The organism is Paenibacillus hodogayensis (assembly GCF_039536325.1).
Lineage (GTDB): Bacteria > Bacillota > Bacilli > Paenibacillales > NBRC-103111 > Paenibacillus_AB > Paenibacillus_AB hodogayensis.
In genome coordinates, this window is record NZ_BAAAYO010000006.1 from 572,454 (window position 1) to 585,548 (window position 13,095).

General features: G+C 56.7%; 14 protein-coding genes. 4 read left to right on the forward strand and 10 right to left on the reverse strand.

The annotated features are described in order from the left end of the window. Positions 1-22: 22 nt before the first annotated feature. The 5 genes from ABD796_RS13700 to ABD796_RS13720 form a co-directional block, all read right to left on the reverse strand. On the reverse strand, positions 23-772 hold the full coding sequence (locus ABD796_RS13700) for a pseudouridine synthase (RefSeq protein ID WP_344908667.1): 750 nt from the start codon (positions 770-772) through the stop codon (positions 23-25). Between the two features lie 18 nt (positions 773-790). Beyond that, positions 791-1,132, reverse strand: coding sequence for a peptidoglycan recognition protein family protein (locus ABD796_RS13705; RefSeq protein WP_344908668.1), 342 nt, complete (start codon positions 1,130-1,132; stop codon positions 791-793). 197 nt (positions 1,133-1,329) lie between these two features. Beyond that, positions 1,330-1,872 carry a spore maturation protein gene (locus tag ABD796_RS13710; protein WP_344908669.1) on the reverse strand — a complete coding sequence of 181 codons (543 nt, stop codon included), beginning with the start codon at positions 1,870-1,872 and terminating at the stop codon, positions 1,330-1,332. 6 nt (positions 1,873-1,878) lie between these two features. Further along, the gene (locus tag ABD796_RS13715; RefSeq protein ID WP_344908954.1) at positions 1,879-2,478 is read right to left on the reverse strand and encodes a nucleoside recognition domain-containing protein; all 600 of its coding nucleotides are present in this window, start codon (positions 2,476-2,478) and stop codon (positions 1,879-1,881) included. A gap of 30 nt (positions 2,479-2,508) precedes the next feature. Then, complete coding sequence (locus ABD796_RS13720; protein ID WP_344908670.1) at positions 2,509-3,687, reverse strand: D-alanyl-D-alanine carboxypeptidase family protein; 1,179 nt, start codon at positions 3,685-3,687, stop codon at positions 2,509-2,511. Between the two features lie 231 nt (positions 3,688-3,918). Between ABD796_RS13720 and murA the strand changes: the two genes are divergently transcribed. Further along, complete coding sequence (gene murA, locus ABD796_RS13725) at positions 3,919-5,223, forward strand: UDP-N-acetylglucosamine 1-carboxyvinyltransferase (RefSeq protein WP_344908671.1); 1,305 nt, start codon at positions 3,919-3,921, stop codon at positions 5,221-5,223. Between the two features lie 219 nt (positions 5,224-5,442). On the opposite strand, the gene ABD796_RS13730 is transcribed toward murA, so the two are convergent. Further along, complete coding sequence (locus ABD796_RS13730; protein ID WP_344908672.1) at positions 5,443-6,192, reverse strand: FadR/GntR family transcriptional regulator; 750 nt, start codon at positions 6,190-6,192, stop codon at positions 5,443-5,445. 124 nt (positions 6,193-6,316) lie between these two features. Here ABD796_RS13730 and ABD796_RS13735 point away from each other — a divergent pair, with 124 nt between their 5' ends. Both ABD796_RS13735 and ABD796_RS13740 read left to right on the forward strand, forming a co-directional pair. Continuing rightward, positions 6,317-7,741 (forward strand): FAD-binding oxidoreductase, encoded by a 1,425-nt coding sequence (locus ABD796_RS13735; protein ID WP_344908673.1) that lies wholly within the window; start codon positions 6,317-6,319, stop codon positions 7,739-7,741. A gap of 79 nt (positions 7,742-7,820) precedes the next feature. After that, complete coding sequence (locus tag ABD796_RS13740) at positions 7,821-9,146, forward strand: (Fe-S)-binding protein (protein ID WP_344908955.1); 1,326 nt, start codon at positions 7,821-7,823, stop codon at positions 9,144-9,146. 156 nt (positions 9,147-9,302) lie between these two features. On the opposite strand, the gene ABD796_RS13745 is transcribed toward ABD796_RS13740, so the two are convergent. Further along, a complete protein-coding gene (locus ABD796_RS13745) occupies positions 9,303-9,911 on the reverse strand; it encodes a PadR family transcriptional regulator (protein WP_344908674.1) in 609 nt (202 codons plus the stop codon). Positions 9,912-10,089: 178 nt separating this feature from the next. Here ABD796_RS13745 and ABD796_RS13750 point away from each other — a divergent pair, with 178 nt between their 5' ends. Then, entirely contained in the window at positions 10,090-11,235 is a 1,146-nt protein-coding gene (locus tag ABD796_RS13750; protein ID WP_344908675.1) for a YhgE/Pip domain-containing protein, read from the forward strand. Between the two features lie 103 nt (positions 11,236-11,338). On the opposite strand, the gene ytfJ is transcribed toward ABD796_RS13750, so the two are convergent. The 3 genes from ytfJ to ABD796_RS13765 all read right to left on the reverse strand — a co-directional run bounded on the left by ytfJ (position 11,339) and on the right by ABD796_RS13765 (position 13,050). After that, on the reverse strand, positions 11,339-11,854 hold the full coding sequence (ytfJ, locus tag ABD796_RS13755) for a GerW family sporulation protein (RefSeq protein WP_344908676.1): 516 nt from the start codon (positions 11,852-11,854) through the stop codon (positions 11,339-11,341). 92 nt (positions 11,855-11,946) lie between these two features. Continuing rightward, entirely contained in the window at positions 11,947-12,234 is a 288-nt protein-coding gene (locus tag ABD796_RS13760) for a hypothetical protein (RefSeq protein WP_344908677.1), read from the reverse strand. A gap of 144 nt (positions 12,235-12,378) precedes the next feature. Further along, a complete protein-coding gene (locus tag ABD796_RS13765; RefSeq protein ID WP_344908678.1) occupies positions 12,379-13,050 on the reverse strand; it encodes a DUF2953 domain-containing protein in 672 nt (223 codons plus the stop codon). Positions 13,051-13,095: the final 45 nt, after the last annotated feature.

Sequence of the window (13,095 nt, forward strand, 5' to 3'; positions counted from 1 at the left end):
AATCGATTGAGAAAAAACGCCGTCATTGCGGAGTTTTTTGAACATTATGTGACTGCACCGCGCTCTGGCGCAGCTCCTCGACCTCGGCCTTCGTAAGCATCCGGTGCTTGCCACGGGCGAGCCCGGCGAGCAGCAGCGAGCCGAACTGAATGCGCTTCAGCCGGATGACCGGAAACCGGATCGCATCGAACATGCGCCGCACTTGGCGATTTCGGCCCTCGTGAATCGTGATGGACACGATCGTCTCGTTTTTCTCCGGATTGATATCCACGTACTCCAGCTCGGCCGGAGCGGTCAAGCCGTCCTCCAACTGAATGCCGGCCCGCAGCTTGTCCAGCAAATCTCCGTGCGGCACGCCTTCTACTGTTGCGTGATACGTCTTCGGCACGTGATGGCTCGGGTGCGTAAGCAGGTTCGCCAGCGCCCCGTCGTTCGTCAGCAGCAGCAGTCCTTCGCTGTCGTAATCAAGCCGGCCGACCGGGTATACCCGCTCCTTGACGTCCTTGATGTAATCGTTCACCACGTCGCGGCCTTCCGGGTCGGACGTGCTTGTTATGACGCCCTTCGGCTTGTTGAGCAAAATATATTGCATGCGTTGACGGTTGATCGGACGCCCGTCCACTTTTATGGCATCGACGGCGGGGTCGACCTTGACCCCCAGTGTCGTTACCGTCTCATCGTTCACCTGAACCCTGCCGGCTTCGATGTATTCCTCGCATTTGCGCCGCGACGCCACGCCGGCCTGGGCCAAAACTTTTTGCAATCGTTCCATTTGACAGTCACCTCAACCCTAATGATAACCATCCTTTGGGGAAATCACAAGTTCGGCCCATGGAAAATGCTTCCCGGGGCATTCATCGTGATGCGAGATCACGTCGCCGGGGTCGAAACCGAACTTGTCGGCCAGCCGCAGCACTAGCTTTTGCAGGATGAAGAACTGTTCCTGCATCAGGCCGGACACCGTCTCGTCGGGCCGGGAGAAGTCGCCCTCGACGCAAATATGAATCGTCTGCGGATCGGTCGTTTCGGACGACGGTATAATTTCGCCGTGCCGGGTTATATAGAAATCGTAGCCTTTGCCGTTTATCGACGAGCAGACGGATTGATGGATCGTAATGCCGGTCGGTTGCATCCCTGGAATCACCTCGCCTAGTCGGGCTGCTCCATTATATGTAGGCGGGCGTTCGGAAGTGCGATACCCGCTAAAAGAAAAAAAGCCCTATCTGCCCGGAGGCGAAAAGGACTTGAGTCGGTCAGGAGAGTTCATGGCGCCGCTTCGTATTCGTTCATAGGAAGAGCAGTAGCGTAAACGGCCAATCGCCGAATTCGTCAGCCCGCTGCGGCAAACACAAGCAGGCAGACCGCCACCGCCGCGACAAAGCCGACCAGGTCGGAGAACAGCCCGACCTTCAGCGCGTAGCGCCCGTTGCGTATGCCGACGGCGCCGAAATAAACGGTCAGCACGTACAGCGTCGTATCCGTGCTCCCCTGAATCGTCGAGGCGATCCGGCCGATCAGCGAATCCGGGCCGTATTGGCCGATCAGATCGGCTGTGTAAGCAAGCGAGCCGGACCCCGTGATCGGTCGAAGGATCGCGAGTGGCAGCACTTCGCCGGGTACGCCGATATGCTCCAGTGCGGGCTTGAGCCAGCCGATCAGCAGATCCATCGCTCCGGAAGCGCGGAAGACGCTGATGGCGACCATCATACCCACCAGATGGGGGATGATTTTGACCGCCGTATCGAATCCGTCCTTGGCCCCCTCGACGAACGATTCGTACACGGGCACTTTTTTGTATACCCCATATAGAGGTATGAGTACGATCAATACCGGAATCGCCCAGGCGGACATCACGGATACGAGCGAATACAAGCGCGATCATCCTTTCGGCACGGTTTTGGCCATTAGCCTTCGTCGGTACCAACGGTCCGCCAGTATCGCCGCCATAGTGGCGATCGCGGTGGCGATCAGCGTCGTCCCGACGATCTCGGCCGGATTGGCGGAATTGTAGTTCATCCGGATGGCGATCAGCGTCGTCGGAATAAGCGTAATGCTGGCGGTATTGAGCGCTAGCAGCGTGCACATCGCCGGGCTCGCGGTATGTTTGTCCGGATTGAGCGTTTGCAGCTCCTGCATCGCCTTGATGCCCATCGGAGTAGCGGCGTTGCCAAGTCCGAGCAGGTTGGCGCTCATGTTGGACATGATATATCCGACAGCCGGGTGATCCTTGGGCACGTCGGGAAACAACAGCCGAACGACGGGCCGGAGCAGCCGCGCCACTTTGCGCAGCATGCCCGAATCTTCGGCGATGCGCATCATGCCGAGCCAGAAGACGAGAATGCTGATCAAGCCGAAGCTGATCGTCACCCCATTCTTGGCCCCGTCGAACACGGCCTTCGTCACGACCTCCACGTTGCCTTGGGCTGCCGCCACGGCAAATCCGGCAACGATAAAAAACAACCATATCCAGTTAACGATAACGTTTCTCCCCCTCTCGCCCGGAACGCGCTACTGCCGCAGCACGAACAACCGGCGCACGACCTCCTGCAGCTCCAGACGCCACAGGTGGAAGCGCGATACCTCATAGCCTGCGCTTTCCCGGTAACTGAAAGCCGACTCCTCCTTGACCGAAAGCTGCGGACTGTTCTCCGCATACAACGGCACCGAACCGATCCGCCGATCCCCGATGGAGAACGTCAGCGTGCCCCGTTCGCCGAACCGGTACGAATCGGAGGCGGGATCAAGCAGCAGCGCGTCCTTGCGGATCGCCCCGCGCTCTCCGTCGGCAAGCGGATAAGCGAACGGACGGCCGATGACGACGGGCATATTTTCGATCCGGTCACCTTTCTCCACCAGACGTTCCAACGGATAGTAGTTGAAGCCGTAATCGAGCAGCTTGCGGTGATCGAGCCAGTCGTCGGGATCGTTGAGCGTAACGACCGCCAGCTGCTGACCGTTGCGGGTAGCCGACGACACCAGGCATCGCTTGGCCAGCTTCGTGTAGCCGGTTTTCACCCCGTCCGCGCCTTCATATAAGGTCAGCATCTTGTTCTTGTTCATCCACTGGTAATCCCATGTTTCGTTCGGGTTGGGAGCCGATTTCATCTTCGTTTTGACGATATCGCGAAAAACCGGATTGCGCATGGCGTAAGCGGTCAACCGGGCCATATCGTTGGCGGTGGAATAATGCCCTTCCTCGTCGAGACCGCTTGGATTTTTAAATTGCGAGCGGGACATGCCGATCTGGCCGGCCTTCTCGTTCATTAAATAGACGAACCCTTCCAGCGAACCCCCGACATGCTCGGCGATGGCCGTCGCCGCATCATTGCCCGAACGCAGCATAAGCCCGTACAGCATATTTTCCAGACTCATTTCTTCTCCGGCCTTCAAATAAATCGAAGAGCCTTCCTTGCCCGCCGCTTTGGAGCTGACCTTGACCTGGTCGGACAGCCTGCCGTGCTCGATGGCCGTAATGGCGGTCATGATTTTGGTCAGGCTGGCAATGCGCATTTGCTTGTCTCCGTCCTTGGACACGATCAGCCGCCCGGAAGCAACGTCGATCAACGCCGCGCTCTCGGCATTGGTCTGTACGCCGGGAGGCGCGGCAAATGCGGCCCAGGGCCACACAAGCAGCAGTATAAGCGACGCTCCGGCGATTCGCAGCGCGAATTTGCGATACCCCTTCATCTTCCGCATATCACCCCGATCTTGGCGCCAAGCGCCCGATTGGTACAAGTATATGCTTGACCGATGACGATATGAACCGATTTGTCCATCGCCTTTACTCAACTTATGGAAGAAGCCCAAAAAGCGTCTCGCGAAAAATAGTGGCTCCGGTTCCTTGTCCTTATTGACTTTCCGGGGCAAACATGAATAAATAGTAAAGGTGAAGACTTTACCGGAAAGTGGGAAACTGTGTTGAACATCATACGTCTGGAACGTGCCGGACCACTGAACGGCTCCGTCCAAATACAAGGCTCCAAGAACAGCTCGCTTTCCCTGATGGCAGCCAGCTGCTTATGCGATCACCCCGTGACGCTGTCCGGCATTCCCGACATTTACGACATTCGCGTGATTTGCGATATAGCCGACGATATCGGCATGGCGACGACGCGTCATCCGAACGGCGACATTACGCTCGATCCGGGCTCGATTCACAGCGCCGCGATCGATAAGGAGAAAGCTTCCTCGTACCGGGCCTCCTACTATTTTATAGGCGCGCTGCTGGCCAAGTTCGGCAAAGTCGACATCGGCTTTCCCGGCGGGGACAACTTCGTTTCCCGGCCGATCGATCAGCATGTGAAGGGCTTGAAGGCGATGGGAGCGACTTTCACCTTTCATGAGGATCACTACACCGTCGAGGCGAAGCGGCTGACCGGAGCGGATATTTACTTCGATACGATTACGTCGGGCGCCACGATCAACTGCATGCTCGCCGCCGTATTGGCGGACGGGCGCACCGTACTGCGCGGAGCGGCCAAAGATCCCGAGGTCGTCGATACGGCGATCATGCTGAACGAATTCGGAGCGAAAATAACCGGAGCCGGAACCGATACCATCCGCATCGAGGGCGTAAATTCGCTTCGGGGCGGACAGCATACGGTTATCCCCGACCGGTTGATCGCCGGAGCCTTCCTGATGTCCGCAGGAATAGCAGGCGGATCGGTTACCGTAACCGACGTCATTCCCGATCACCTCGGATCGTGCATCGCCAAGCTGACCGAGATCGGCTTGCACTTCGATGTTCAGGAACAAAGCATTACGGCAAGCTCCACCGGCAAATTGAAAGCTACTCGCGTGCGCACCGCGATGTATCCCGGGTTTGCCACCGATCTGCAGCAGCCGCTGACCGCGCTCCTGACCGGAGCGCTCGGCAAAAGCATCATTACCGAGAAGGTATACCCGAAGCGGTTCCAGCACGTGGCCCAGCTGCGCCGAATGGGGGCGGATATCGAGGTGCGCGGCAATTCGGCGTTCATCCGCGGCGGCCTGCCGCTTACCGGCAGTTGGGTGCATGCGTCGGACATCCGCGCAGGCACTTGCCTCCTGCTGGCGGGTCTCGCTGCGGAGGGCACGACATGCATTACCGGCATCGAGCATATCGAGCGCGGTTATGAGGACGCGATTACGGCCTTCCGCTCGCTCGGCGTGACGATTGCTCTCGAACAAGTGGACGCCGCGCATGCCGAAGAGAAGCTGCGGATCGGGCGGGCCGGGCTATAGAACGGAATGTTTGGCGCGATCGGTTTCATTCAGCGGACAAAAAAGAGCCTTTTCCGATTGGAAAAAGCTCTTTTTTGTATGCGAACGTCTTGATCAACCCAGACCCCCGGCGGTGCCTTGCCCTATAGACCGACCGGTACGCGGAATAAGGCCGACATCATCTACACCGCGCAATACCGGCAAACGGCCGTTCCGTATACAGCCTCCAACGCACCGGACCTATTCCCCGCCCTTCGCCGGGTCAAAGCGTTCCTCCAGGTCCGCTTCAGCTATCGCCTTATGCAGCACGGCTTCCACTTTGCCAAGGTGCGCCTGCATCGCTTCGAATGCTTGCTCCTCACGTTGACCGCGAATCGCCTCGAATATATCGGAATGCTCCCCAAGCAGCCGCCGCGCCTCCGCCCGCTCACCGTAAAACCACAGCTTACGCGATTCGCGCATGCTGTCGTGCAGCCGCTCGGATAACGACTCCATCATCGAGATCAGCAGCGAATTATGCGTCGCCCCCGCCAGCTTCAGATGAAACCGTACGTCGGCCTCTTCGCCTTTGGCCTCGTCGTGCAAATACGTTTCCATGTGCAGCAATTCTTCCCGGATCCCCTGCAAATCGGCTTCCGTCCGGTTTCTGGCCGCCAACGACGCACAGCCGGTTTCCAATATTTTGCGCACCTCGAGCAGCTCGCGGATCGACTGCGCCCGGGCAAACAGCGAGGAACCGTCCGACGGCTCGTTCGGCAGCTCGGCGCTCACATAGGTGCCCCCGCCCTGCCGGATTTCAACCAGCCCGATCGCCTTGAGCGCGCTCAACGCTTCGCGTATCGTCGAACGTCCGACCCCGAAGGTCGTCGCGAGGTCGACGACGGAAGCCAGCTTTTCGCCGGGGACGAAAGCGCCGGACAGGATGCTCGCCTTCAGCTGCTCCATTACAAGCTCATATCCTTTTAAAGGCTTGACCTGATTGAACGCCATGGATAAAATCGATCCTCACTTTCAGGTGGGGATTTAGGATGTACATCCATTCTATAGTAAGCTATAATGAGAGAAAAGTCATCTGATGACCTGATTAATTTTCAACTTTTTGGGAGGACTGAGCATGCTGGAACCTTCAATTCGCTCCAAGCTGATCGCCATCGTCGGCGAATCTTGGTTTAAGGACGACATGGAAGCTTTGGTCAGCTATTCGTATGACGCCACTCCGATGCAGCAAGCGCTGCCAGACGGCGTTATTTTTCCGTCCACGACGCAGCACGTATCGGACATTCTGAAGGTAGCCAACGAGCACCGCATCCCGATCATCGGGCGCGGCGCCGGCAGCAATCTGTGCGGCGGCACGGTTCCGCTCGAGGGCGGTCTCGTCATGGTGATGAACCGGATGAACAAGCTGATCGAGATCGATACCGACAATTTGACCGCTACGTTCCAGACCGGACTTAATACGAAGCAGTTCCATCTCGCGGTGGAAAATCTCGGCTTGTTTTACCCGCCCGATCCGAGCAGCATGATCATCTCCACGCTCGGCGGCAACATTATGGAATGCGCGGGCGGCCTGCGCGGCCTGAAATACGGGACGACCAAAGACTACGTACTTGGCCTGGAAGCGGTGCTGCCGAACGGCGACATTATCCGCACCGGCGGCAAGCTGTACAAGGACGTGGCCGGCTACGACTTGACGAAGCTGCTGGTCGGCTCGGAGGGGACGCTTGCGATCATTACGGAAGCGACGGTCAAGCTCATCCCAGCGCCCAAGTACAAGAAAACGATGGTCGCCCATTACAAAGACCTCAACTCCGCGGCCCGATCCGTATCGGCCATCGTTGGCAACCGGATCATTCCGGCTACGCTGGAGTTTCTGGATAACGCCACGATCCGCGTCGTGGAAGGCTTCAATAAGATCGGCCTGCCGGTCGACATGGAAGCGATTCTACTGATCGAGCAGGACGGTCTGGACGAATCGGTCGTCGAGAAGGATATCGTGGAAATCGTGCGCATCTGCAAAGAGCAAGGCGCCGTCGAAGTGAAGATGGCTGCCGATGCCGCCGAAGCCGAGAAGCTGATGCTGGCGCGCCGCAGCGCCTTGTCTACGTGCGCTCGCATCCGGCCGACGACGATTCTCGAGGACGCCACCGTTCCGCGCTCCAAAATCGCCGACATGGTCGTCGCGATCAATGACATCGCCAAAAAATACAATGTGCAAATTTGTACGTTCGGCCACGCCGGCGACGGCAATCTGCATCCGACTTGTACGACCGACGCGCGCGACGAGGAAGAGATTCACCGCGTCGAGATGGCGTTCGAGGAAATTTTCGAAGCGGCCATCAATCTGGGCGGTACGATCACCGGCGAGCATGGCGTCGGCGTCATGAAAGCCCCTTATCTGGAATGGAAAATCGGCGAAGCGGGCATCGAGATTATGAAGGGGATCAAGAAAGCGTTCGATCCGAACAACATCATGAATCCCGGCAAAATTTTCGCCAAACAATCGCGGAAAAGAGTGGTGATCAGTCATGGCAGCCGTTAACGATACGACAACCAAAGAGCCGCATGTGCCATGGGGCTCGTCGCCCGAGAAGAAGCCGCTCAACGCGCTCGCCCAGACGATGAAGCTCCAGCTCAACTACGACGAGCTGACCAACTGCATGCGCTGCGGCTTCTGCCAGGCCGCCTGCCCGACCTTTCTCGAGACCGGCCTGGAAGCCGCCTCGCCGCGCGGACGGATTGCGCTGATGAAAGCGGTCGTGGACGGCGTCATGGAGCCGGACCAATCGTTCCGCGAGCAAATGGATCTGTGCCTCGGCTGCCGCGCCTGCGAACCGGTATGCCCGGCCGACGTCAAATACGGCCATCTGCTGGAGGAAACCCGCGATTCGCTGGAGCAGCACGTGGAGCACCGCTGGTATATCAATGCCGCGCGCAAAGCCGCCTTCAAGGAGCTGTTCCCGAAGCCGAAGCGGATGAAGCTACTCGGCACGATGCTGCGCACGTACCAGAAGTCCGGCTTGCAAAAAGTGGCCCGCGGCAGCGGCATCATGAAGCTGTTCCCGAAAAACATGCGCGACATGGAGAAAATTTTGCCCGAAGCTTCCGGCAAAGGCGTGGTCGAACTGTTCGGCACGCGGGTTCCGGCCAAAGGCCAAAAAATCGCCACCGTCGGCATGTTCCGCGGCTGTCTGATGGACGTGATGTTTACCGAAACGAACCGCAAAACGGTTCAACTGCTCAGCGAAGCGGGCTTCGAGGTACTGATCCCCGAGGCGCAAAACTGCTGCGGCGCGCTCCACGCGCACTCCGGCGAGATCGATCAGGCGAAGCAGCTCGCCCGTCAAAACGTCCGCGCGTTCCGCGAAGCTGGCGTCGACTATATCGCCTCCAATGCCGGCGGCTGCGGCGCCCTGCTGGTCGAATACGACCATCTGCTGCATGACGAGGGCGACTATGCCGATGACGCCAAATGGTTCGCCTCCCGCGTCAAGGATGTCAGCCAGTTGCTGCTGGAAAAAGGCCGGCTGCCGCAATTCAGTCAGCCCGCGGATCAATCCAATCCGAACGGCCAGCCGTTTACGATTACTTACCAAGATTCGTGCCATCTGCGCAACGTCATGCGCTCGTCCAACGCTCCGCGCAACCTGATGAAACGGGTGGCGAACGTGAACTTTGTAGAGCTTCAAGGCGCCGACCGGTGCTGCGGCTCTGCGGGGATTTACAATATCGTGCAGACCGAGATGGCCAACCAGATTTTGGAGCACAAAATGGAGCATGTGAAAGAAACGAACGCCCACGTGCTCATTACGAGCAACCCCGGCTGCCTGCTGCAAATGAAGCTCGGCATCGAGCGCGAGCATCTGTCCGACAAGATGGAGGCCGTGCACATCGTCGACTTCCTGTACGACCGGATCGCGGACGGCGCCTCCTCGCAGAAGGGCTGACCGAAATCAAAGGTTCGGACTTCCCGTTCTCTGTAACCACACAAACGCCCGTTGCTTGCCGAAAGGCAAAGCAGCGGGCGTTTGTTTTGGGCCATTTTTCGAACCCGTTATCGGGTTTTCGGGTTTTCGGTTTTCCCTCTTGAGAAGATCGGTTATTCAAGGCTCCTCGGAGCTTGATGGCGGGCCGGGGTCCGGCACGTCCTGTTTTCCGTTCGCGATCGCCAGATCCTTTATCATATCCTCGCACCATTGAATGTATAGACGCTCCCAGCGAATGCCGAACTCGATCACGAAGAGGGTCGAGGCGATCGGATCGGCGTGCGGCGAGGCGAGCCGACGCTGCTGCTTCAACTCTTCCGCCTTGCTTTCGTAGAAGAAGAGCCGCTCCTCATGCTGTCGTCTGGCATGCTCCATCCGGTCGACCATCGTCTGGGGATCGATAAGCCACGTGTTATATGTTTTCAGCAAAAAGTCGTCGCGCGTCCCGTAATCCATCTCCACCGGCTCCACCGTCCATGCGATGATCGCCTGACGGCCGGCTTCCGTAATCTCGTACAGCTTCCGCGCGGGCCGGTACGTATGCTGCTCCACTCCTTGGAGACGGATCAGTCCCTCCTCCTCCATCTTCGTCAGCTCCGGATATACCTGATTGCTGCCTATTTTCCAGAAAGGAGCAAGCCGGTTGTTCATCTGCTGCTTAATATCGTAGCCGCTGAGCGGCTCGCGCGCCAACAAGGAAAGCAAAGCGTAGCGGGATGAGCTCATGCCAATCAACTCCTTCGCATCAATCGAAACACTCTATATCTCATTGTAAAGCATGTGGTCCACGATCACAATAAATAATAGGTACATTTTAACCTAAGTTCATATTGACACTAAAACATTTGTTAGGTTAATATGAACCTATATTAAAAAGAACTTATTTGAGGAGTGGAGCAATTCAATGGCTAAAGCATGGGCCCTTTACTTGAAAAAACCGCAAACCACGGTAGCCGTGGTCGTCGCCCTGATGGCACAAATCATCTTTTGCCTGTTCTGGATGACCGCGTACGACGGCGTGCTCGACCGGACCGATCGGCTCAAAGTCGCCATCGTCAACGAGGACGGAGAGTCCGGTCGTCAGATCGGACAGCATCTGCAGGATACGCTTCCGTTTGAGACGGCCCTGCTCACGGCCGAGGAAGCACGCCGGCAGTTGGAGAAGCGCGACGCCTATTTGATCATTACGATTCCTGAACATTTCAGCGCTGCCTTGAAAGATCCTTCCGCAAAAGCCGTCGTCCGTTACACTCTGAATGAGGCGAACGCCCAGATGCCCAAAGGCGTGGCGCAGAGCGTCGCGGCAAAAGTTACCGGAGAGCTTAATGCCCAAGCTTCCCTGCAGGGCACGCAAAGCGTGCTCCAACAATTGAATATGCCTGCCGGGCAAGCGTCGCAAACCGCGCAAAGCGTTCTGACCCGAGCAGAGGCGGACGTTACCTCCCTTCATCCGGTCAACGGTTTGAACAATCAGATGGTTCCGATGATGCTGGTGCTCGGCTCCTTCGTGGGCGCCATGCTGATGGGCATGAACGTACATCAGGTTTCCTTATCGATCGGTTCGGCTTTGACGAGACGTCAGCATTTTTTGTTCCGTCTGCTGTTCATTGGAGTCGCCTCCTTCGTGATTTCGATAATCGGTTCTACCGTTATCGCCGCCTTCGGCGGACAAATGGAACAGGGCTTCGTATCGTTTTGGCTGTTTCACTGGCTGACCATTCTTACCTTTATGCTGCTCGCCCAGACGGTGCTAATGGTGTTCGGCATGGCCGGCATGCTCATTAATATGGCGCTCCTGTCGCTGCAATTGGTCACTTCGGGAACGATCGTGCCGAGTCAAATGCTGAGCGGCACCTACCGGGCGCTGGCCCATATCATGCCGGCGACGTACTCGGTCGAAGGCATTATGAACATCCAGTTCGGAGGAACCGACACGCTGCACGATGTAGGTCTCCTGCTCGCTTTTTCGGGAGCCAGCGTCTTGATTGGCTTGGCCGCAACTCTATGGAAAGGCCACAAAAACATCCGGATGCAAACAACCATCGGATAATACTCGGGCACGTTTCATAACAAACGCGAACTACAAAAAACCCTCTCCGAACCAGCAGGAGAGGGTTTTAAGCATTCGTTCAATGCGTAATGCGTTTCATGCTTCAGTCGATTACATTCCCATTAGAGGAGCTGACGAACGTATCGTTGGCAGTCGTGCCTGCATACGCACCGTTTGCCGTATTCGTCATTTTACCGGATCTCAGCATGCTTTGGATTTTATCAACCACTTGCGGAGCCTGCTCAATCAGACGTTCGTACAGATGCGTCTGGTTGTCGAGCGGAACGACCTTGACGCCTTGCTTGCCTACGACGAGGAAAGCGATCGGCGTAATCGAAACGCCGCCGCCGCTGCCTCCTCCGAACGGCAAAGCCACTTGAGCATTGTGCGCGTCGCCGCGGTTTTGCCCATCGCCGCGTCCCGTATCGGAGTCGTTGTTGGTTTCCATGGCGAATTCGCTGCCGCCGGCGGCAAAGCCGAAGCCAACTTTAGAGATCGGCATAATGACGCTGCCGTCAGGCGTTTCCACCGGGTCGCCGACGATCGTATTGACGTCGACCATTTCCTTAATGTTTTCCATGGCTGTTTTCATCAGCCCTTGTATCGGATGCTCGCCCATATGATTTCCTCCTCGGATGGATAGCTGTTTGAGGTACAATAGCTTCTCATACAGCTATAGCATTGCCCGGAGGTACAATCGTTATGTATGGCTTAAGAATTCGAAGCGATTCCGGCCAAGAGGCTTCCGAAAATAAAGACCACGAACACAACATACAAAACGATGCCGATGGCGATCCACAACAAAGCAGCTTTGGCGTAATTCGATTTATTGGGATTGGTCGAGCTGCCGCCAAAAGCCCAGACGAATAACATGATAATATTGACAAGCGGAATTGCCATGATCAGCAACGTGATCATCCAGTCCTTAAACGAAAGCACCGGTGCTGTCTGTTGAGACGTATTGACAGCAGATTGGTTATAGTTTACTTGAGTTTCCACGGAAACACTCCCATACATTGGAATTTGACCTGGACTTTAGTCCTATCGCGATTCGGACTAAGGTCGAGTCATGTCATGTATAGAAAGATAATAGTCGATTTTTGGAAAATTATCAATTCTTTTTTTCGTTAATATAAAAATAATTTATCGCAGCAGCAATTTGCTCCAAAACCGGAATCCGCCCTTCACCCGCAAGATTCGGAACACGAGCAGAAATCCGGCATAGCAAGCATAGCCCGCTTTGATTTTCATCAGGCATAAGGCTTCCGTGGAGAAATGCATCCGATTGAACATCGGATCGATGCTGAGCTCCGGCTTAGCCTCCAGCCGGATATGGCGAAACAAGAAGCCGAGCGCGGACGTTTTCAATCCCCACAGAACGCCCACCGTAATCGCCGTGTCTGCGGCATCCTCGAGCCCGACGCGCGTCGACCAGCGGATGTCAGTGCATACGACGCGGGCCTGGACGTTTCTCGCCCATTCCGCCAGCCTCAGCGTGTAAGCGAGCAGTTCCTTCGTCTTGTGGAAAAATTGCTCGACGGTTTCGCGGGTAATATTGACTTTCCGCTCTTCTCCGGCAGGCTCCCCACGGAGATTGGAGTTTTTTGTCTTGACTTGCAGGCCGTCCGACGTCCAGTTCATCGTAGGAACCGCATACCGGTAACGCACCAGCCCGTACAACCCCTTCACCTCGACGGTCAAGCTGTCGTCCCCCTGCACCCGGGAAAACCGGACCTTCAACGACACGTCGCTTAGCACAAATAAGAGCATTCCCGTAAGGAGAATGCCCGCGACCATCCACGCCCACCATGCCATGCGTCTGATCCTCCGGTCATCCCTGAACTTAGGGCGGCATCCGCC